Below are 22625 nucleotides of genomic sequence, written 5' to 3'. Positions count from 1 at the left end.
TCTATTTGAATTAGTCTAAAATTTTAATTGTTACACTTTTGCGACCCCATTCATAAGCACCGGCTTTGTTTGGAATAAAGACATCAATTTTATTGCCTTTAATTGCGCCACCAGTATCGGCTGCAACCGCTTCACCATAGCCTTCCACCCATACTTTTGTACCAAGTGGAATGACACGTGGATCAACCGCAATTACCTTTAAATTTGGGTTTGCACGTAAATCTGTGCCGTTCGCTGTTGTCCCCGAGCATCCCTCACAATAGGCAGTATAAGCGGTTGCTTCCACGGTCATTGTACGCGCTACATTTGATGTTGGTTCTGACGCAACTTGGGTGGCAACACGCGTTGATGATGCTGCAGGTGCCGTAGTAGATGCTACCCTAGTTTTATTGGCAGAAGCCACACGCGCTTTTTTCGCTTTTGATTCCGTTACATCCTTGGATGGTCCTGAAATGGATAAGGTTTCACCTGCATAAATTAAATCGGAATGTAAACCATTCCAAGCCTGCAGCTGTTCTACTGAAACGTCATTTTCCAGTGCAATTCTATATAATGTATCCCCAGGTTCAATCATATATATGTTGCCATTCGAACTGATTTCTAAGGCTTCGTCTGCATAAATTAAATCACTCGTTAATTGATTCATTTCTTGTAAAGATTCCACCGTGGTCTCAAATTGCTGACTAATCGTATAAAGCGTGTCGCCCGGTTGAATCTCATAGGGTTGCGCCGACGCTTCTTTCGCGATAAGTGCCCCCGTAGTTAAAACACCGGCCAATGCTAACGCGATAATTTTACTATTCTTCAATTCACTATTCCTCCGATTTCTTCTAAATAAATTTGCTATCCTTTTGAACTCTGATGCCACTTTACCGCATCTAGATTGCAGGTGAATGACGACATCATGTGCTACACATTACAAAAAAATGCAAAAACCAATGGATAATTATCACATTTTTACTATCATCTTTCGCAAAGTTTTCGTATTTTAACCGTCAATCATCACTTTTTTTCAATAAAAACTGACAAATTGTTTTCAAAAGGATTACAAATGCATCAATTATGATTCGAACTTTCGGAGAAATTGTCGATAAAACTAGAAAGGAGGGGATAATTTTGGAAATCAATACACAAATGTCTCAACAGCTTGCATCTCTTCAACAAACGCTTCAAATGACGATGCTAGATCGTACAATGAACGCCGATGCAGCAGGTGTTACAAAGCTAATGGAACAATTACCTCAGCAAGCCGCACCAGCAGCCCACCCTTATAAAGGTCAGGTAATCGACATTCAAGCTTAAGAAAAAAGACATTCACTATTGTGGATGTCTTTTTACGTGCCGATTTTTATTTTCAAATTTTGTGCTATATTTACGCGTTTCTTCATATACTTGCGAAATACCATTCGCTCGTTGCGAATCTCTAGTCCTTTGTAAACGACTTGTTAAATTTTTCTAAAGAACTTTTAAAAATCAATTTTTCGGGTATAACAAATAGTACAATGCAGGTAACCAGACAAAAGGAGTGATTTTTATCGGAATCCATACATTTTTCACGAGTCTTAATGATCTTGAGCGCATCATCCGTTGCCCAGGCCGCTTTAAATTTGAGGAGCACAACGTAGCAGCCCATTCATGGAAGGTTTCCCAATACGCGATGTTTTTTGGGACACTCGAAGAACGCGCTGGTAATGAAATTAACTGGAAATCATTATACGAAAAAACAATTAACCACGATTTTGCGGAAGTGTTTATTGGCGACATTAAAACCCCCGTCAAACATGCGAGTGTGGAGTTAAAGCAAATGCTGGCACATGTAGAAGAAAAAATGATGGAAAAATTCATCATTGAAGAAATTCCTGAAGACTTACAAGGCATCTTCTTTGAGCGTATGAAGGAAGGAAAAGACGGCACCATTGAAGGCCGACTACTTGAATTCGCTGACAAGCTCGATCAGTTTTACGAATCCTTTGCCGAGTTAAAGCGCGGCAATACCGATACCGAATTTGTTTATATGTACCAAACTGCCCTCTCCAAGCTATTATTAATTGATTTACCAACAAGCGTACACTACTTCCGCAACGAAATTTTAACGGATGCTGTCGCTGAAAAAACGGTCATCGATATTGCAGAGCTCACAGAAAATATCCTCCAACAACATACAGACTAACAACAAAAGGCTTCCGAAATTGCAGGAAGGCTTTTTTATTTTGCCGTTCAAAATAGTTGACTTTTTTGTTGAAACATACTTTGTTGCAATGCACAAAAACTTATTATATTATAACGATAAGGCTACGTTGTACGTACGAATATTAAGTTTTAACCTTTATACTTATATAGGGAGTTTTACATCGATGTTAGAATGGCGTGCTCAGACTCTTTTGACTCTGAGATAGACAGGACAACATTTGCGAACACCCACTTCGAGGAGTGGTGGTTTAAAACTTACTATAATAACTACGGCAATGTGGCTGCTTACATAAGCATGCTAGCCAACTTAGGCTTTTAGACACCTTCACTTTATATGTGAAGGTGTTTTTTTGTAGCTACACGGGTAAAATCCCACATATGCGCTACAAAATTGTAACTTTTATACATTTTACACCGCAATGTCAGCGTAATTAGTTTCCATTTTTATGGGTTTGTGCCAAAATTTAATAATATACATAAATTAGGAGGGATATCTAGTGAAGCAAATTCTTTGTATTGGTGAATTATTAATTGATTTTTTTACGACCGAAATCAAACAGTCTCTTATAGAAGCAACAACTTATGAAAAACAGGCAGGTGGCGCACCCGCGAACGTCTCGGCGACGATTGCAAAACTTGGGGGCAACGCTTATTTTTGCGGCAAAGTGGGCGATGATGCGTTTGGTCATTTTTTAAAACAGACGTTGCAACAGGCAGGCGTTTGTACGGAGCAATTGATTTTAGATCCACTTGCCCCAACAACACTCGCTTTTGTCTCACGTGATACGGACGGAGAGCGTGACTTTATTTTTAATCGCGGGGCAGATGAATTACTGCGCATCGAGGACTTACATCTCCAAAAGCTTATGGCGATGGACATCATTCATTTTGGCTCGGCGACTGCCCTTCTAAGTGAGCCATTTAGCAAAACATATGAGCAGCTCATGCAAACCTTACTTCTACAAAATCATTTTATTTCATTTGATCCCAATTACCGTGCGAACCTTTGGAAAGGGGATACCGAGCGCTTTATTGAAAAGTGTGAGCCGTTTATTGAGGCCGCGCATTTCATTAAAATGAGCGACGATGAATTATTAGTATTTGCGCGTACGGACAATTTCGACGAGGCACTTGAATGGCTTACCCAATTTGAAAATAAGGCGATAGCGATTACCCAAGGTGCTGCTGGGACGATTTTTTACCAAAATGGTATGATGACAACGATCCCTTCCATCCCCGTAAAGGCGATTGATTCAACAGGTGCGGGAGATGCCTTTGTTGGGGCCGTATTGTACGAACTCGCGACGCGGGAGACGACGGAAATTCCACAAACGGAATGGATTTCGATTATCGAATTTGCGAACCGCGTAGGCGCAAAAGTGTGCGAAAAAGTCGGCGCGATGGAAGCGATTCCAACATTAGAAGAAGCGAAAATTATCTAAAAAAAGAGCGTGAATGCTATATTCACGCTCTTTTCTTCCTTATAAACGAACACTTACTTTTGTCCCTTCACCTAACACACTTTCAATGACTAACTCCCCGTCATGGCGCTTCACAATTTCTGTAACAATCGCAAGACCAAGCCCACTACTTTGGCTAGAACGTGACGGATCCACTCGGTAAAAGCGTTCCTTCACCTTTTCTAGCGCCTCTTCCGGAATGCCAATGCCGTAATCTTGCATGACCACTTGCACCACATCACCCTTTTTACTGCATGACACAACAATTTTCCCACGATCCTCACTATAGCGAATCGCGTTTGATAATAAATTGTCCCATACTTGCTCAAGCAAATGCTGATCCGCGAAAATTTCAATTGGCTCTAATTCATAAACAAGCTCCATCTGCTTATCATCCAGCTTCCAGCGCTTTGAAAACACACGCTCTTTTAATTGCTGATCCAGTGCGTAATGCTTTTTATCAATCGGTAAGTTTTTTTGGTCGAGTGAGCTCAGCAGTAACAGCTGCTTTGTCAGCGCTGATAAACGCTTTGTTTCTTGCTCAATAATTTCTAAATATTGAATGCGTTCCTCTTCGGTATTATCCGCATCCTTCAGTACATTCGCATAGCCTTGAATATTAAGTAGCGGCGACTGAAAATCATGCGATACATTATTGATGAAATCCTTTTTTGTCTGGTCATTTTCTGCTAAACGCTTCGCCATCTTTTGAAACTGCGTCGCCAAGTGGCCAAGTTCATCATCGCGCTCAATATTCAGTTCAATGTCATAATTCTCCTGCGCGATTTGCTCCGTTGCCTGTTGTAATTGTTTCAGCGGCTGTACAAGCTGACGCGCCAACAAAACCATCGTCCCTAAAATAATAATGGCACTAATGACAATAAAACCGACAATTAAAAAATGCATTTCTGAAAATAACGTCGCATTACCCTGACGAATAAATAACGCATGCGGCTCCCCGTTTAATAGAAACGGCACCCCAATCGTATTTTGAACATCATTAGCGAAATGGTTCATAAAGAAAAAGGTTTCCTTATAATCCTGAATGCCGTGATACACCTGATCTGTGCCGATGATAGCGCTCATCTCAGGAGTTACATCCGCTTTCTTAAACGGATTGCCATAATGCGTCGTCTCACCTGCCGCATCACTGATCGTTAGCTGATAACCAAATTTCGCAATCGATTTAAAATAAGCGTCATAGCTATCGCCCGGCATCGTGGATAAAATTTGCTTCACTTCCTGAGCGACTTCGAAGTTTTGCGCATCCGTATTCGGTCGAACCTGCGCGTTGTAAATTTGACCAAGCAGCAGCATCGATAGCGTAATGCTCGCTACAATGACCGCTAATGTCACGACAATATATTGCTTATATAATGTTTTCATTTCATTTCATTTCCTCTACTTTATAACCAATCCCGCGCACCGTTTGAATTTTGACCTGTGCTTGCACTTCTTCTAGGCGACTGCGCAAACGCTTAATATGTGTTGTTAGCGTAAAGTCGTCGCCATCATAATCATAGCCCCATACTTGTTCCATCAGTTGATCACGCGTGAACACCACTTCTGGACGGCTACATAAAATGCTTAACAGCTCAAACTCCTTAAGCGGTAAGAGCAGCCCCTGTTCGCCTACACGAACTTCAAACGTCTCACGGTCAATCGTCATATTGGCCATTTTTGTGATACCACGCTCTGTTTTTTGGAAGCGACGTAAAATCGCACGCACCCGAAACAGTAGCTCTTTTGGCTCGAACGGCTTCACCATATAATCATCAGCCCCCGCTAAAAAGCCCTTTTCCTTATCATCTAAGGTCGCCTTTGCGGTTAACATGAGCACCGGAATATTTTGCTCGGTTAGGCGTTTTGTTAATTGGATGCCGTCCATTTTTGGCATCATCACATCGACGATTGCTAAATCAAAATCATGTTCTGTTAATAAGGTCAGTGCTTCTAAACCATCGCTCGCAAACTGCGCGAAGTAGCCTTCTTTCTTAAGATGAATGCCAATCAATTTGCGAATAAATGCATCATCATCTACCACTAAAATGTCCATGCCATCACCTGCTTTTGTTTATTCAAAAAGATACTGCCTAAAAAGTATATACTTTTTAGGCAGTACTTCGTTCATGTATTAATTAGCCGCTTTTGGGCGGTGCTTCTGCGGTGGTCAGAATAAATTCTCACCATCCTCGGCGCAAAGATCTGTCCCAGAAATACTTCTCGGACAGATTCTTACCTATTACTTCTTATCTTTTTCAAATGTTAGAATTAGCATCGGTAATAGCATGCCGCGCACTAGGAACGTGTCGATCAGAATACCAACCGCTACCATGAAGCCGAATACGAATAAATCCGAGATTGGCATTGTCATTAGTGCGGCGAATGTTGCTGCTAAAATAACACCCGCTGATGAAATCACCCCACCTGTATTGCGAATTGCAATTTCAAGGGCTTCTTTCACTTTACGTGTTTTACGCTCTTCCATAAAGCGTGAGATTAAAATAATGTTGTAATCGATACCAAGCGCTACTAAGAAAATAAATGCATACACCGGTACACGTGTACTAATCGCATCGTAGCCGAATAAAACATCCACTAGGAACAGGCCTAATCCTAATGCCGATAAGTATGACACTAAAATCGTCGCCATCATGTAAATTGGCATTTTCCAAGAACGTGTTAATACGAATAGTAATACTAAAATTAATAATGTTTCGAGTAAAACAATTTTATAAATATCTGCATTATTAACGTTACGCTCATCTACTAATTTTGCTGTTGTCCCTGCAAATAGTAATTCGCCGTCAATACCTGCTTCTTTTAAGTAATCCGCGCTCTTATCGCGCATTTCCTCAAGCTTGTCAATTGCTTCTGGTGAGTATGGGTTTAATTCAAACGCCATCGACAACTTCGCCTTTGTGCCGTCTTCAGAAACTGCTGAAGGACGAACCGAAGCAATCATGTCCTCTGCTAATAAGCTTTCTGTTAACGCAAGTTGCTGCTCTTCTGTTAACGCTTGTTTACTTTCTACAAGTAGAGAAGTTGGTGCAAGTTCGCCTTTATCAAAGCGAGACTCTACAATTTCATACCCAACACGTGAAGGTAAATCTTCTGGGAATGATTTTACTGTATCAAATTCATAATCTAAATTCAGTACATTTAATGACGTGATCAGCATGAAGATTAATACTAATCCACCTGATAAAAATGGCTTGTTTACTACGAATTTCGCAATTGGTCCCCAAATGCCGTGTTTTACTTCTTTTACTTCACCGAATTTCGGTACTTTTGGCCAGAACGCTTTACGGCCAAATAATGCGAATAATGCGGGTACTAATGTAATCGAACCAAGCATGATGATGAACACTGCCATACCAAAGATTGGCGCAAAGTTTTGGTAATCACGGAAATCAGCGAAGAATAACACAAGCATCGCTGCTAAAACGGTACCACCCGCGAAGAATACTGGCTCACCTGTTGCACGCATCGCATGCTTCATTGCCTCGTATTTATTCTCGTAATGGTTTAACTCCTCACGGTAGCGTGAGAAGACGAATAACGAGTAATCGATTACTGCTGCGAATAATAAAATGCTCATAATCGATGTCGTTGAGTTATTAATTTCTAAGCCTGCTGCACCCATTAAGGCAACAGATTGGTTTGCTACTTGATAAATGATTACCGTTGCAAGTAATGGAATAATCGCAAGTAGTGGTGAACGGTAAATGATGATTAATAAAATTAAAATAATGAAAATTGTTGAGAATAATAATTTAAAGTCTGCTTGTTCAAACAGCTTTAACGTATCGCCAGCAATCCCTGCTGGACCCGTAATGTAGAATTTCGTGTCGCCTGTTACCTCGGCTGCCTTGTTACCTAATTTTGAAGCCTGGTCATTAATCTCTTCATATGCCGCATTGCCAAGCCCTTTTTCAAGTGTCATTGGCACGATCATTGTTGAGTTGTCGTCTGATGTGAAGCCTGCTAATGCTTGCGGTGGTAATTTTGAAATGTCGACAATTTGGTCAACCCCTTCAATATTCTCCGCGATGATGGCATTTAAAATCGCCTTCACACTGTCTTGATTAATGTCCCCGTTTTCATTATGGAAAACGAGAATCCCCGGTGTTCCCTGGTCATTCGGGAAATATTCATTTAATTTATTGTCTGCGATAATTGACTGTGCATCATCAGGTAGTGATTGGAAGTTTGACGTTTTATATTCACTTAGCTGCGGACCTGCACTTAAGCCGATCATTAATACAAGCCAAATGATTAACGTAATCGTCGCACCACGCTTGGTTGATACCCAGTCCGTAATTGGATTTAGGAATTTATTCATAATTGCCTCCTTTTTTTGTTTGCGTTTTATATTATAGAGATTGAATATGAACTTTGTATAAACTCCAAAATGGAAACTTAATAAAACAGATTGAAATGCCATCCCCACAGCATTTCAATCTGTTTTTTTACATCATGATTCCACCATCTACATGAAGAACATGACCCGTTATATAGCTTGCTTCATCGGATGCTAAAAATAAATACGCATTCGCCACATCTTCTGGTTTTCCCATTCGCTGCATGCTTGTAATCGTACTAATCATTCCGGTAATTTCACTTGGTACACTCTCTACCATATCCGTTTCCACAAAACCGGGTGCGACCGCATTGACATTAATGCCTTTACGACCAAACTCTTTCGACCATGTTTTGGTCATACCGATGAGTGCAGCTTTTGTTGCGGTATAATTCGTCTGCCCAAAATTCCCACGCTCCGCACTTACCGATGAAGTATTAATAATTTTGCCGTATTTTTGCTCGATCATATATGGTACAACCGCCTGCGTACAATAAAACACGCCGTTTAAGTTAATTTGAATGACCTTATCAAAATCCGCTGCTGACATTTTCAGTAGCGACGCATCACGTGTAATGCCTGCGTTATTAATTAAAATATCAATTTTGCCAAAATGCTCCGCAATCGCTTTGACTGCTTGTTGCACTTGCTCTTGATTCGAAACATCCGCTTTAAAAAAGACTACCTCATCGCCGTAATTAGCGACAACCTGCTCACCAGCCTGCTCATTATAATCCAGTATAGCCACTTTTGCTCCTTCTAGTACAAAACGTTTCACCGCTGCTAAACCAATCCCACTCGCACCACCCGTAATAACAGCCACCTTATTATCTAAACGCATCCACCTACACCCCTTTATGTAAAGTTAACGATATTTTAGCATAAAGCAGAGAAAATGAATGTTAATTCACTGAAATAATTTTCCCACTACAATTCCGCCTATAATCAAAATCGCTGCAATGACCATAAAGCCAATCATAAAATAACCAATAAAACGAATCGGCTTTGGCATTTGCTTTAACTTATAAGAGCTCGGTGTTCCAACATGTTTCGCGTAATGCTCATCAACATCATTAAACGGTTTTTTGTCCATCAGTAGCACCCCTTTGTCGTTTCTTCTATTTACGTATGAAAGGATCCTTTCGTTTCACCAAATACATGTATGAAAACCTGCATGAAAAACGGTTCAAAAAAATATTCTCCTACAATAATTGTAAACGTAACCAATACAGTGAAAGCCTGATATAAAACGTTTTCATGAATGATTATTCACTAAAAAAATCGGTAGTTCTTACTTTACTTAATTTTCTGACTATTGTATAGTTATAAAAAGGAGCTGATACAAAATGACAAACTACACGTACTTAGCAACAGACGATAATGATGTTTCTTACCTATTCGAAGATGACAGTGACTTCTTCGATTTAGACAGCTTTGACGATAACGATATTTAAAGGAGCCTACACAAATCATGGAGTCTAGTAAATCGATAAAGGATGTGGCGAAAATCTAAACCTCGCCACATCCTTTATTATTTCACATAGTGTACAAGCCAGTTTTCGCCTGTTTTCCTCATCGCTCGTCCAACAAAGCCATTTTGTAAGAGCTGTTGTTGACCTTCTGTATCATCCATCGACACGAACTGCTCTTGTTGCCAAGATGCATTCCCCTCACGCATTAAATCCTTCATAAATACATAGCGCAATTTCCCGCCGTATTTCAGTTTTAACGCCGCCACATGCATGCCCTGTGAAAACTTATCCTTTAAGCTCGCGATATTACCCGGCATGACCGTTGCACATACTACATTGAATTTCGTTAAATCCACCTGCTCCATAATAAAATCCGCCATTGTTCGCTGTAAACCGTAGCCGCGATAAGCCGGATGGACGTTTGAGATTTCTTGATAGAGCACCTTTTTAATTTCAGTTTCTGTTGAAAGACCAATGTCATAGCCTAAATGCTCGTCATCAAGCTCTGGCTGCAATAAGGCACGAAATGCAATCAGCTTTTCTTCAACAAATACCCCAATCATCACACCATTACCACTTAAAATAAAGCGCAGTTCCCCTTCATCAAGTGGTTGCAGAATGGCTTTATCTTCAAGTGCCTCAACAACTTCTACCTGTAATGTGATGAGCCCCTGGATATGCGATTCATTTAATAGATGCACTTCATACGAAGCGTTTCCTAATAATCCACTGGCGATCATCCGTTCACCACACAGCTTTCTCTTGTTAACTCTGCTAAAATTTCTTCATCTACGTCCACACCAAGACCTGCACGCTCCGTTAATTGAATGAATGGTACATCATAATGCAGATTGCCGATGTCTTTTGAGAATTTTAATGGGCCTGTTAACTCGACGCTTGTGAACACTTTATTCGAAAAGGCTACATGGAAACCAGCTGCTGAACCAACAGATGATTCAACCATTGAACCGATTTGGCACTCCATCCCTGCCATCTCTGCCATATGCGCAAGCTTCATCGCTGGGTAAATCCCGCCACATTTCATTAACTTGATATTTACTTTATCCGCCGCACGTTTGGCGATAATTTCACGCATTTCACGTACACCGCGTAAGCCTTCATCAATCATGACAGGAATGGTTGTTTTCGCTTTAATTTCCACCATGCCATCGATGTCATCGGCACGCACCGGTTGCTCAAGCCAGTCGATAGTCAGTTTTTCTAATTCACGCACAGCCTGCATCGTCGTTGAGCTGTTCACCCAACCTTGGTTGACGTCTACGCGAATGGCAATCTCGTTCCCTACACGCGCGCGCACTGCTTGAATACGTGCCACATCACTTGCCACGTCACGACCAACCTTCATTTTAAATGAGTTGTAGCCCATTTCCACACGCTCTGCGGCCTCATTCGCCATTTTTTCTGGCGTGCCAATGCTGAGTACATGGGTAATCGGGAATTTTTCATGGTAGCGACCACCTGTTAATTGGTAAGCCGGTACATCTAGTTTTTTCCCAACGACATCAAAGCAGGCAATATCAATCGCTGCTTTTGCTGCGGGTGCACTATAGATCAGTGCGTCCATTTTGGCATGGATTTTTTCAAAGTTCATTGGATTTTCACCAATCATCGCTGGCGCTAACGTAGATTTTAATACCGCATATGTGCCTTCTAATGTTTCGCCTGTTACGTGCTCATCTGGAACTGCTTCCCCCCAGCCAACTAAGCCACATTCTGTCGTCATTTTCACAATGATCGACGGCATATTTGGATACGTGCCGTAGCTGACGATAAATGGTTCAATTAATGGTAGTTCAATATTATAAAGTTCAATGGATTTGATTAACATGTTGTTGCCTCCTAAGTTATTGCGGGCGCTCAATCGTGAATTGTTCGCCGATTTTTGCGTAGTCATTGCCCGCTAAACGACTAATCGCCGCTAATTTTTCTGGATCTATTTTTCCGTCTTCGTAAATGGTTTCTTCTATATGATAGTACAATACTTTGCCGATAATCAGGTCACAACCGGCATTATTGTCATCGCCGCCAAGCTCAAGTACTGTTTCTAACTCACATTCAAAGCGCACTTTCGCTTCCTTTACACCGGGCACTGCAATTTTTGTGCTTTCTACTAATGTAAGTCCGGCACGTGTAACTTCACTTTCATGCGGTGGTAAATTCGCTGCGGTTTCATTGACCTGTTCTACATTATCCGTATCAACAATATGGACGACGAACTGGCCCTGCTGTTTAATATTACGCGCCGTATCCTTCATTTCGCCAGCTTTTCGCTGAATGCTCACCGAAATCATGGGCGGATTCGAAGACACAATATTAAAGAAGCTAAACGGAGCCGCATTGACTACACCTTCTTCTGTCAACGACGTCACAAAGGCTATCGGACGCGGAATAATTGAACCAATCAAAAATTTATAATTTTCACGTTCTGTTAGCTGTACTGGATCTATTTGTTTCATACATATCGCCTCATTTTCTATCACTATTTTGACTTTAAAGAACCGTCTGATCAACGTCAATTTATTTTATCATTTCTGCTTTCTATAAAGGCATATTTATACACATAAAATCTGACCTATTTTTAAAGCTGTTTTATCGTAGGTTTTGTTCTAAATTCCCTTAAAATGGATATATACTATCTCGCTCACCCTCATTTTATTTCTATCTAATACAAAATTCTTAGTCGAAAGTTCAAAAATACCGTAAGTTTGAAACTGTTATAAACAGTTTTTCTTTTTCGACGGAATACACTAACATTTATATCCATTAAATGAAAATGAAGCTGAAAACGTTGATTTTTCAATGCATAATCCATTCAACCGCCATTTCGATGTGTATTACTATCTGTTATATTATTGATTGAATAGCATCAAAGTAAAAGATTGAAATAATATAAATATAGATAATTCAAGTAAAATTGAGCTATTTTAATTATTTAAGTACAATTTAATGTTTATTACTATATTTATTTTCATTATATTGAAATGATTGATTTTCTATTAATTCATTCCAAGAAAACCCTTCCAAAAGCTTGAATTAACAGCGTTTTGTCATAAACAACTAACTCATACAACACCGACACTAAGAACAATTTTTACTCTTTAAAAAAGAATTATATGTTTTTTCGACATAATTTATTTTCAAAATTTCACTTGCATAACATAATAAAATGATGGTAAGTTATGTGCATGGACGTTCATAGTTTCGACACATCTACTTTAGGTAGAAATTATCGTGAAAAACGATAAATAATATGTGTGAGGGGGAAAATTATGAAAAAGAATCGTTGGTTAATCGCTGCATCTGCTATCTCTATCCATTTATCAATTGGAGGTGCTTATGCATATAGCGTGTATAAAAATCCAATCGCTACAGAGCTTGGTTGGGATGCTTCACAAATTACAATCGCTTTCACAATTATGATGGGACTTGCCGGTTTTGCTGCAGCACTATTTGGCGGAGTTGTAGAAAAATTAGGTCCACGTAAAGCAGCAATGGTCGCTGCCGTGTTATTTGGACTAGGTCAAGGTGGCGCAGGCTTTGCCATTTTGTCTGATTCAGTTGTACTTTATTGGCTTACATACGGGCTACTTAGTGGTGTCGGGATGGGGATTGGCTATATTGCTCCAGTATCCACACTTGTGAAATGGTTCCCGAATCGTCGCGGTTTAGCGACAGGGATGGCTGTACTCGGGTTTGGTGCAGGTGCGTTAATTACAGCACCCGTTGCGGCAAACCTTATGGAAAGCGTTGGTATTGCGAATACGTACTTTATTTTAGGAATTAGCTACTTTATCTTAATGATGGCAGGTGCCTTATACATCGCACCACCAAAGCCAGGTGAGGTAGAGGAAATGGTCGTAACAGTAGGCGGCAAAAAACAAGAATTAGCACAAATGACAGCACGCCAAGCCGTGAAAACAAAACAGTTTTGGATGCTGTGGTCGATGCATTTAATTAATGTAACATCTGGTTTAATGATGATTTCAGTTGCCTCACCAATGGCACAAGAAATTGCAGGTCTTTCGGTCGCAGCAGCGGCTACAATGGTTGGTTTAATGGGCTTATTTAATGGTGGCGGTCGCCTAATTTGGGCAGCAGCGTCCGATTATATGGGGCGTCAAAATGTGTTCGTGATTTTCTTTGTCATTCAATTAATCGCGTTTCTTACATTACCATTTACAACAAACGTCATCATCTTCCAACTATTTATTTTCTTAGTAGTAAGTTGTTACGGCGGTGGATTCTCGAACTTACCAGCATTTGCGTCCGATTTATTCGGCACAAAACAGCTTGGTGTGATCCACGGTTACTTACTGACAACCTGGTCACTTGGTGGGGTTTTTGGTCCGATGATCGTATCGGCTATTCGTGAAGCGGCAAACAGCTATGTACCGGTGTTCTACGTGTTCAGTATTTTAATCGCGATTTCATTCGGAATCTCATTATTATTACGTGCTGACGTGAACAAAACGAAAAAACAGCAAGTTGAAAAACAAACAAAGCAAGTGGGAGAAAGTGCACCCGCACATTCATAAGGGGTTTACAGAGCAAGCTACGTTTAGGGGACGTAGCTTGCTTTTTTTGTTCGTGTTACACTAAATGTACTTTTTATTAGTGAGGGATGCATGTGCTCTACAAACTTCTATTATTTGCACACGTTTTAAGTGCGGTCGTTGCAACGGGTCCGTTATTTGCGCTTTTCCCGTTACTTAACCGGATGAAAAATGCTGCCGACAATGAGGCACCAAGTTATATTAATTCCTTACAAGGTGTACTACGCGCAGTGGCAAACGGTGGTCATTATATTGTTCCAACTGGCCTTTTACTTGTGTATTTTAGCGGCTGGCCTTGGGGTGCTTCTTGGCTCGTTGTCACATATATTGCGATGACACTTTCCCTTTATTTTATGGCACGTGCCTTTAAGCCTGCGATGAATTACGCAAAAGATGCGGCGTTTTCAAAGGATACCTTTATTCGTATGGTCAAAATTGCTACTTGGAAATATATCGCGTTGATGGCCTTTTTCATATGGCTTATGACGTCTAAACCCAACTTTTGGTGAAAAGTTGGGTTTTATCTCGTTCATACAACAATTCTTTCTGTTATTTCCAAATTTAATAATGTTACAATTCTAACAAAGGGGTTTATTAGGGGGAGTTTCATGAATCGACAACATATGGGGATTATTGTTGGTGGCATTTTGTTATTAATGGTGGCGATGGGCATTAGCCGTTTTGCCTATACACCGATTTTGCCGTTTATGCGCGTGGATGCGAATTTAACGTTTTCACAAGGCGGTCTACTTGCATCGAGTAATTATATTGGTTACTTTATCGGGGCGCTTGGGGCTGCATTTATTTACCGTAGTAAAAAGAACTTTCTACTATTGAATGTGGTCCTCAATATTTTATCGGTTGTATTAATGGGCGTCATTGATTCTTACGGAATTTGGATTTTGCTTCGTTTAATCGCTGGTATCACGGGTGGTTTTATTTTCGTTTTAACATCTAGTATTGTCATGGACTATTTAGCCGCGCAGTTACTAACGCGTTGGAGTGGCTATGTATTTAGTGGAATTGGCCTTGGGATTGCGACATCTGGTTTAGTCGTACCGTTTTTAGAGGCGCGCGCTGCATGGCAAGGCTCATGGATTGGGCTTGGTGTGCTCTCTACCCTATTTTTACTGACGACGCTCCTGTTGTGGCGCAAGCTCTCGATACCAAACCGCACAAAGCCTGTACAAGGTGAGCACACGTCCATTTGGCATGGCTTTATGCCGTGGCTGATCGTTGCTTACGGGTTAGAGGGACTTGGCTATATTGTGACAGGTACGTTTTTAGTCGACATTATTTATAATATTGAGGCACTGCGAAGCTATGCTGGCTATAGCTGGGTCGTTGTGGGACTAGCTGCCATTCCTTCTGCACCGGTTTGGATGAAGCTCATGACACGTTTTTCAACGATTTCCATGATGGCACTCGCTTACGCTTTACAAATTATCGGCATCTTACTACCCGTCGTTTCACAAACGGTGTGGAGTGTGCTGTTATCTGCGTTTTTATTTGGCTTTACCTTCGTTGGACTTGTTACGATGTCAACAGGCTATGCACGCGCACTGTTTCCAAAGCAAAGCGCCTATGTCGTGTCCATGCTGACAACGTTTTATGCACTTGGGCAAATTGTTGGGCCGGTTATTGCTAGCCGTTTAGAAACCCATTACGCTACATTTAAAGCGCCTCTCCTTTTTGCCGGGATCATCGTGACACTGGCGTTACTGATTTTAATGATTGGCTATACTTACAGTAAGAAAAAGTCTGTACCCGTAGCTAAAGAGCTGTACAATTAGCGTAAAACTATTTTACGCCGCTTACTGGAGGACACATTTTTTATGGAAGAAACGTATTATTCAATTGGCGAGGTTGCCAAATTAACGAATATTTCTATTCAAACACTACGCTATTACGACCAAATCGACTTATTTAAGCCGTCTTATGTCGATCCTGAAACGAACTATCGTTACTATAAAGATTCGCAATTTTATTATTTAGATATTATAAAATCACTCAAATATATCGGCGTGTCGCTCGATGAAATTAAAGCCGCACAAAGCTTTACACCACAAGGCTTGCTGACATTTTTACAGCAGCAAGAGCAAGTAATCGAACAACGTATGAGCCGCTTACAAGAGATTCAACAAACACTGTATAAAACAAAAAAACAAATGCAAGAGCAGCTCGCAATCGATGTCTTAGATACGGTGTACATCAAATCTGAAGAGGCCAGTCGTGTCTTATCAATTGAAACAAAAGAGCTAACCCCTTCAGATATTCCAAATGTGTACTATAGCTCACTCATTAAAACATTAGAAACCGAAAATAGCTTTTTAAGCAGTCGCTATGGTTGCATCTTTCCGTTAAAGCCTTATGAAAAATTGGATCAATTATTTTATAGCCATATTTTTGCACCGCTTCTAACGGATCGCTATATTACTCACCTCACGAAGGATATGGACGTTAAGACCCTTCCTGGAGGACGCTTTGTCTGTATTGCCTTTATATATAGTAGTGAAACTTACTTTGCTCAATATCAAAAGCTCTACCAATATATTCAACAGCTGCAATTACAAACAGCTGCAACCGTCTATGAAATTTTTATGCCACTTAATTATTCACCAAGCGAAGAGGATGAATTTATCGTGGAATTAAAAGTCCAGCTCCTATAACTATTTTTTTACAATAATTTAAAACCGATTTGTTGACTCTATAGCTACTATAGGGTTTATGTTAGAAGATGCGGATTCAAATGAACTTTCTAACAATTTAAGTAAGGAGCAAGCAGCTATGAAAGAATTTAAAGTTACGTTAGGCTTACTGCTGTTAAACTTATTCATCGCCTTTTTAGGGATTGGATTAGTCATACCAGTGCTGCCTACGTTAATGAATGAGCTAGGCATTAGCGGCACAACAGTCGGTTATTTAACCGCGGCGTTCGCGATTGCACAGCTGATCGTTTCACCTATTGCTGGTAAAGCGGTTGATAAATATGGTCGTAAAATTATGATTGTTATTGGGTTATTTATTTTCGGCTTCTCGGAACTATTATTCGGTTTAGGGAAAACGATTGAAGTGTTATTTATCTCACGTGTTCTTGGTGGGATTAGTGCGGCGTTTATTATGCCTGCCGTTACCGCGTTTATCGCGGATATTACGACGATGGAAACACGTCCAAAGGCACTTGGTTATATGAGTGCCGCAATTAGTACCGGGTTTATTATTGGACCGGGGATTGGTGGCTTCTTAGCTGACTTTGGTACACGTGTGCCGTTCTACTTTGCGGGAGCACTTGGCATTACAGCAGCGATTCTATCAGTAATTTTACTAAAAGAACCACAGCGTAATGAAGAAAATATCGAAAATGCACCCAATCAAGCATCTGGCTTCAAGCGCGTGTTTGAGCCGATGTACTTCATTGCCTTTATTTTAATTTTTGTCGCGTCGTTTGGTTTAGCGGCGTTTGAATCATTCTTTAGTTTATTCGTTGACCATAAATTTGCGTTTACACCAATGGATATCGCCATCATCATTACAGGTGGTGCGATTTTTGGAGCGATTGCACAGGTTGCCCTATTCGATCGTTTGGCACAAAAATGGGGCGAAATTAAACTGATTCGCTATACATTAATTTTATCGGCCGTTTTAGTATTTTTAATGACAGTCGTCAGCTCGTACTTCTCAATTTTACTTGTTACATGCTTCGTCTTTGTCGGCTTTGATTTATTCCGACCCGCTGCGACGAGCTATTTATCAAAAATCGCTGGCAATGAGCAAGGTTTTGTTGGTGGAATGAACTCGATGTTCACAAGTCTAGCCAATATTTTTGGTCCAATTTTAGGCGGGATATTATTTGATATCGACATTAACTACCCGTATTATTTTGCAGCAGTTGTATTAGTGTTCGGTATTCTGTTAACATTAATTTGGAAGAAGCCTGCAGTACTTAAGTAGACTTCTTGTACTTTACGTCTTGATTTTCCCGTTTTATTGAATAGAAGGAGGATTTCATCATGTCAACAAGGTCACAAGAACTCATTGCAACAACCGAACAATTTGGGGCGCATAACTATCACCCGCTACCAATTGTTATTGAAAAGGCAGAAGGCGCGTGGGTAACCGACCCAGAAGGTAACCGCTATTTAGATATGCTTTCGGCGTATTCGGCACTCAACCAAGGCCATCGCCATCCGAAAATTATTCAGGCGTTAAAAGATCAAGCCGACCAAGTGACATTAACGTCACGCGCTTTCCATAGTGCGACGCTTGGTGCGTGGTATGAAAAAGTTTGTAAGCTTACAGGGAAAAACATGGTACTGCCAATGAACACCGGTGCAGAAGCAGTCGAGACAGCCATTAAAACCGCGCGTCGGTGGGGCTATGAAGTAAAAGATATTCCTACTAATGCTGCGCAAATTATCGGCTGTATTGGCAACTTCCATGGACGTACAATGGGTGCCGTATCACTATCCTCTGAAGCGGAATATAAACGCGGATTTGGCCCAATGCTTGAAGGCTTTGAACTGATTCCTTACGGGGATTTAGAAGCGTTAGAACAAGCGATCACGCCAAATACAGCAGCGTTTATTATTGAGCCGATTCAAGGGGAAGCAGGTATTTTGATTCCACCTGAAGGGTTTTTAAAAGCAGCGTATGAATTATGCCGTAAAAACAATGTCTTATTCATTGCCGATGAAATTCAAACCGGCCTTTCGCGTACGGGTAAATTATTTGCCTGCGAATGGGAAGACGTAGTACCCGATGTTTATATTTTAGGAAAAGCGCTTGGTGGCGGAGTTTATCCGATTTCTGCTGTCGTTGCCAATGACAATATTTTAGGTGTGTTCAATCCCGGATCACACGGCTCTACATTTGGAGGCAATCCACTTGCCTGTGCCGTTTCGATCGCGTCGATTGATGTGTTACTTGATGAAAAGCTAACAGAACGTTCACTAGAGCTTGGGGATTATTTCAAGCAAAGATTACAAGCCATTGCGCACCCTGCGATTAAAGAAATTCGTGGGCGCGGGCTATTCATTGGTGTGGAGTTGCATGAAGCAGCTCGCCCTTATTGTGAAAAGCTAGCGGCGCTTAACGTACTTTGCAAAGAAACTCATGATACGGTGATTCGCTTTGCTCCCCCACTAATTATTTCAAAAGAAGATTTAGACTGGGCGATTGAGCAAATTGAGGCCGTATTTAAATAAATGATTGGGGGCTGCGCTAAATTTAGCGTAGCCTTTTACACGATGGGAGGACCTTATGAAATCACTTTATATTACGGGCTATCGTCCACATGAGCTCGGTATTTTTAATGACAAGCACCCAGGCGTTGAGATTATTAAAACGGCCCTTGAAAACCAATTACGGATTTTTTTAGATGATGGGCTTGAATGGGTCGTCATTGGTGGTCAGCAAGGTGTGGAAACATGGGCCGCACAAGTCATACTAGAGCTTAAAAACGACTTCCCTCATTTGAAATATTCCATTATCACCCCGTTTTTAGAGCAAGAAAAAAATTGGAATGAGCATAAACAAGCAACCTATATGCATATAGTTAGTAAGGCCGATTTTGTGACCAGTGTGACAAAGCGCCCATACGAAGCGCCGTGGCAATTTATCGAAAAGGACAAGTTTATTATCGATAACACCGATGCGACGCTCCTTGTTTACGATGATGAAAACGAAGGCTCTCCAAAATATGTGCATCGCCTTGTAGAAAAGTATCAGGAAATCCATCAAGATTACGAACTTTTCGTTATCAATGCCTACGATTTACAAATGGTCGCAGAGGAATTACAGCGCGGCGACGAGTGGTAAATTGGAAAATTTTAAACAAATTTCCAAATTTAATTAATTTTCTGATTATTTTATTCATTTTTTAGGTATAATAATAGAGTAAGCTACTATTTTCAAAGGAGGACAATCTATGAACCAATTAACAATGATCACAGAAACAACACCAGTCAATATTGAGCACCATACGTATAAGCGTGAATGTCGCTATACTCGCGGTGTACACATTCCATTAGCAGATCTAGAAAACATCTTAAACAGCATGAACGAGGATGCACTTACGTACTTCGAATTCCACAACATCGCAAAGGAAATTAAGCAAGGTACCCTTCTCAACGGTTATAACGGTTTAGCAAATATTATAGAGAAATATTATCAAACCGAAAAAGGGGTCGAGATTTTAGGATTAACAAATGGTCGCGACTTTTATGTGAAAATCATCTAATTAAAGAGGTGGCAAATCAACGTGAATACCCGTCTAAGCAACGCCTAGCGCATCGTACGAAATTACGATGCATTAGGCGTTGTTTTATTTTAAGAAAAGCGCATTCGCGCCTTTAAGCCCCGCGTCGGTCAAAACGCCACATCCATGTGGCATGACCGACATGACTCACATCGTGTGAGACTCAGACATTGGAGAGCTCGACGCAAAAGTAAACGCTTCATCACTTTTGCGCAGAGGATTGAAATGTCCGAGGGGCTGGCGCGAATGCCTAGACATGTTGAAAAATTTTCAGATGAAATGGTTGACTTTCCAGTTGATAAAGATTATCATTATCAGTGTAAGGAAGACATCTTAGTTGTTAACATACTTTCGGAACCGTTCCCCCCAGTTCAGGTTCGAAACTCATTAATTACTTTACTCATATTTCGAAAAGATTTATTCTTTTCTCCTGAAAGAAAGGCAAATCTCCTCACAAGATTTGCCTTTTTTTCAGCACAAAATTGGGTATACCTATATAAAAGGAGTGTTTACAATGGACTATCGTATTGAAAAAGACACAATGGGTGAAATTCAAGTACCCGCAGACAAACTATGGAAAGCGCAAACACAGCGTAGCTTAGAAAACTTTAAAATTGGTACAGAAAAAATGCCGATTGAAATTATCCGTGCCTTCGCGATTTTAAAACGCTCTTGTGCCATCGCAAACAATAAATTAGGCAAGTTATCGGACATTAAAACAAATGCCATTGTTGCGGCTGCTGATGAAGTATTAGCAGGAAAACTAAACAATCAGTTCCCTCTTGTTGTTTGGCAAACGGGTTCTGGTACACAATCAAATATGAACGTAAATGAAGTATTATCATTCCGTGCAAATCAACTGCTAGAAGCACAAGGTTCTGAAGAAAAGGTGCACCCAAATGATGATGTCAACATGTCTCAAAGCTCTAACGATACCTTCCCTACTGCATTACACGTTGCAGCTGTCCTTGCAGTTGAGGATTACGTATTACCGAAACTAAACGTCTTAAAAGCAACGTTCCAGCAAAAACAAGAGGCGTTCAAAGACATCATTAAAATCGGTCGTACACATTTACAAGATGCCACACCACTTACACTTGGCCAAGAAATTTCAGGCTGGGCGCATATGCTTGTGAAATCTGAAAAAATGATTCATGTCACAACAGACTTCATGAAGGAATTAGCAATTGGCGGTACAGCGGTTGGTACTGGTATTAACGCCCATCCAAAATTCGGTGCCATGGTTGCTGAAGAAATCGCGACTTACACAGGGAAAAACTTCGTAACAGCGGAAAATAAATTCCATGCATTAACTTCTCATGACGAAGTAACAACAGCGCACGGTGCACTAAAAGCTTTAGCAGCCGACTTAATGAAAATCGCCAACGATGTACGCTGGCTAGCAAGTGGCCCACGCTCCGGTATCGGTGAAATTACCATTCCAGAAAACGAACCCGGCTCATCGATCATGCCAGGGAAAGTAAACCCAACGCAATCAGAAGCACTAACAATGGTGGCATGCCAAGTATTTGGTAACGATGCGACAATTGGCTTTGCGGCCTCACAGGGGAACTTTGAACTAAACGTATTCAAGCCTGTAATCATTTACAACTTCCTACAATCAGCGCGTTTACTTGCCGATTCCATGCAAAGCTTCAATGATAACTGTGCAGTTGGCATCGAACCAAACATGGAAGTATTAGATCACAACTTACAAAATTCATTAATGCTTGTAACCGCATTAAATCCATATATCGGCTATGAAAATGCGGCGAAAATCGCGAAAACAGCCCATAAAGAAGGCACAACGTTAAAAGCGGCCGCTATTGCTTCAGGCCTTTTAACAGAAGAGGAATTCGACCGTTATGTAGATCCATCAACAATGATTTACCCAAACGCTGAATAGATTTATGCTACCAACATGCTGCATCGGCATGTTGGTTTTTAGCTTTCAAAAAGCCTTTCACATTATTTGGCACAAAATGTGTACGACTTAGGTTTAATAAATACACCCCAAAAGGTAAATACTTTTTAAAGTAGAAAGGGTGTGTTTTCATGAAGAAAATTGAATTTATTGAGGACGGTTACGAGATTGTTGTGACGATTCCTGAATTAGATACAGAGATCGATTCCCCGATTATTGAAGCCGATGCCTATTACAAGGATTTTGATGACTACCGGATTTTAGTATTGGCGGATTCTGAGGAAAAAGCGGTGGAAATGGCAACGAAGGAATTGTTAACGAATCACCCATTTGAACAAATTATTCGTGACTATTAATCACATTTTAAGCTGTAGGAATGTTCTCGT

General features: G+C 40.6%; 22 protein-coding genes and 1 other RNA gene. 14 read left to right on the top strand and 9 right to left on the bottom strand.

The genetic code is table 11. The annotated features are described in order from the left end of the window. Positions 1–10: 10 nt before the first annotated feature. The gene (locus NSQ62_RS01280) at positions 11–808 is read right to left on the bottom strand and encodes a LysM peptidoglycan-binding domain-containing protein (RefSeq protein WP_341322130.1); all 798 of its coding nucleotides are present in this window, start codon (positions 806–808) and stop codon (positions 11–13) included. 308 nt (positions 809–1116) lie between these two features. Between NSQ62_RS01280 and NSQ62_RS01275 the strand changes: the two genes are divergently transcribed. The 4 genes from NSQ62_RS01275 (at position 1117) to NSQ62_RS01260 (ending at position 3632) form a co-directional block, all read left to right on the top strand. Beyond that, entirely contained in the window at positions 1117–1302 is a 186-nt protein-coding gene (locus NSQ62_RS01275; protein ID WP_341322129.1) for a putative motility protein, read from the top strand. Positions 1303–1525: 223 nt separating this feature from the next. Beyond that, complete coding sequence (locus tag NSQ62_RS01270) at positions 1526–2170, top strand: YfbR-like 5'-deoxynucleotidase (RefSeq protein WP_341322128.1); 645 nt, start codon at positions 1526–1528, stop codon at positions 2168–2170. Positions 2171–2286: 116 nt separating this feature from the next. Beyond that, positions 2287–2478: non-coding RNA, 6S RNA (gene ssrS / locus NSQ62_RS01265), on the top strand. 209 nt (positions 2479–2687) lie between these two features. Further along, a complete protein-coding gene (locus NSQ62_RS01260) occupies positions 2688–3632 on the top strand; it encodes a carbohydrate kinase (RefSeq protein ID WP_341322127.1) in 945 nt (314 codons plus the stop codon). Positions 3633–3671: 39 nt separating this feature from the next. On the opposite strand, the gene NSQ62_RS01255 is transcribed toward NSQ62_RS01260, so the two are convergent. From NSQ62_RS01255 to NSQ62_RS01220, 8 genes are all read right to left on the bottom strand, one after another. Then, positions 3672–5036 (bottom strand): HAMP domain-containing sensor histidine kinase, encoded by a 1365-nt coding sequence (locus tag NSQ62_RS01255; RefSeq protein WP_341322126.1) that lies wholly within the window; start codon positions 5034–5036, stop codon positions 3672–3674. Between the two features lies 1 nt (position 5037). Next, positions 5038–5706: a response regulator transcription factor gene (locus tag NSQ62_RS01250; RefSeq protein WP_341322125.1), complete on the bottom strand. Its 669-nt coding sequence runs from the start codon at positions 5704–5706 to the stop codon at positions 5038–5040. 186 nt (positions 5707–5892) lie between these two features. Beyond that, entirely contained in the window at positions 5893–7995 is a 2103-nt protein-coding gene (locus NSQ62_RS01245) for an MMPL family transporter (RefSeq protein ID WP_341322124.1), read from the bottom strand. Positions 7996–8122: 127 nt separating this feature from the next. Continuing rightward, complete coding sequence (locus NSQ62_RS01240; RefSeq protein ID WP_341322123.1) at positions 8123–8854, bottom strand: beta-ketoacyl-ACP reductase; 732 nt, start codon at positions 8852–8854, stop codon at positions 8123–8125. A gap of 66 nt (positions 8855–8920) precedes the next feature. Beyond that, a complete protein-coding gene (locus NSQ62_RS01235; protein ID WP_341322122.1) occupies positions 8921–9106 on the bottom strand; it encodes an amino acid transporter in 186 nt (61 codons plus the stop codon). Positions 9107–9544: 438 nt separating this feature from the next. Further along, on the bottom strand, positions 9545–10225 hold the full coding sequence (locus NSQ62_RS01230) for a GNAT family N-acetyltransferase (RefSeq protein ID WP_341322121.1): 681 nt from the start codon (positions 10223–10225) through the stop codon (positions 9545–9547). Continuing rightward, positions 10222–11334, bottom strand: coding sequence for a dipeptide epimerase (locus NSQ62_RS01225; RefSeq protein WP_341322120.1), 1113 nt, complete (start codon positions 11332–11334; stop codon positions 10222–10224). The genes NSQ62_RS01230 and NSQ62_RS01225 overlap by 4 nt, the downstream gene beginning before the upstream one ends. 16 nt (positions 11335–11350) lie before the next feature. Further along, a complete protein-coding gene (locus NSQ62_RS01220) occupies positions 11351–11962 on the bottom strand; it encodes a flavin reductase family protein (RefSeq protein ID WP_341322119.1) in 612 nt (203 codons plus the stop codon). Positions 11963–12775: 813 nt separating this feature from the next. On the opposite strand from NSQ62_RS01220, the gene NSQ62_RS01215 reads away from it, so the two are divergent. The 10 genes from NSQ62_RS01215 (at position 12776) to NSQ62_RS01170 (ending at position 22595) form a co-directional block, all read left to right on the top strand. After that, positions 12776–14041, top strand: coding sequence for an OFA family MFS transporter (locus NSQ62_RS01215; RefSeq protein WP_341322118.1), 1266 nt, complete (start codon positions 12776–12778; stop codon positions 14039–14041). A gap of 92 nt (positions 14042–14133) precedes the next feature. Then, positions 14134–14568, top strand: a complete 435-nt coding sequence (locus tag NSQ62_RS01210) for a hypothetical protein (protein WP_341322117.1) — start codon at positions 14134–14136, stop codon at positions 14566–14568. Between the two features lie 99 nt (positions 14569–14667). Further along, on the top strand, positions 14668–15852 hold the full coding sequence (locus NSQ62_RS01205; RefSeq protein WP_341322116.1) for a YbfB/YjiJ family MFS transporter: 1185 nt from the start codon (positions 14668–14670) through the stop codon (positions 15850–15852). A gap of 42 nt (positions 15853–15894) precedes the next feature. Then, positions 15895–16728: a MerR family transcriptional regulator gene (locus NSQ62_RS01200; RefSeq protein ID WP_341322115.1), complete on the top strand. Its 834-nt coding sequence runs from the start codon at positions 15895–15897 to the stop codon at positions 16726–16728. Positions 16729–16846: 118 nt separating this feature from the next. Beyond that, positions 16847–18010: an MFS transporter gene (locus NSQ62_RS01195; RefSeq protein ID WP_341322114.1), complete on the top strand. Its 1164-nt coding sequence runs from the start codon at positions 16847–16849 to the stop codon at positions 18008–18010. 59 nt (positions 18011–18069) lie between these two features. Continuing rightward, on the top strand, positions 18070–19263 hold the full coding sequence (locus NSQ62_RS01190) for an ornithine--oxo-acid transaminase (RefSeq protein WP_341322113.1): 1194 nt from the start codon (positions 18070–18072) through the stop codon (positions 19261–19263). Between the two features lie 55 nt (positions 19264–19318). Next, positions 19319–19876 carry a DUF1273 domain-containing protein gene (locus tag NSQ62_RS01185; protein ID WP_341322112.1) on the top strand — a complete coding sequence of 186 codons (558 nt, stop codon included), beginning with the start codon at positions 19319–19321 and terminating at the stop codon, positions 19874–19876. Positions 19877–19985: 109 nt separating this feature from the next. Further along, the gene (locus NSQ62_RS01180) at positions 19986–20297 is read left to right on the top strand and encodes a hypothetical protein (RefSeq protein WP_341322111.1); all 312 of its coding nucleotides are present in this window, start codon (positions 19986–19988) and stop codon (positions 20295–20297) included. Positions 20298–20829: 532 nt separating this feature from the next. After that, a complete protein-coding gene (gene fumC / locus NSQ62_RS01175) occupies positions 20830–22221 on the top strand; it encodes a class II fumarate hydratase (RefSeq protein ID WP_341322110.1) in 1392 nt (463 codons plus the stop codon). Between the two features lie 149 nt (positions 22222–22370). Further along, positions 22371–22595, top strand: a complete 225-nt coding sequence (locus tag NSQ62_RS01170) for a hypothetical protein (RefSeq protein ID WP_341322109.1) — start codon at positions 22371–22373, stop codon at positions 22593–22595. Positions 22596–22625 lie beyond the last annotated feature (30 nt).

The sequence above is a fragment of the Solibacillus sp. FSL H8-0523 genome (assembly GCF_038051985.1).
Taxonomy (GTDB): Bacteria; Bacillota; Bacilli; order Bacillales_A; family Planococcaceae; genus Solibacillus.
The sequence above is the reverse complement of the archived record's forward strand: the minus strand, read 5'-3'. Positions and strand labels throughout refer to the sequence as shown.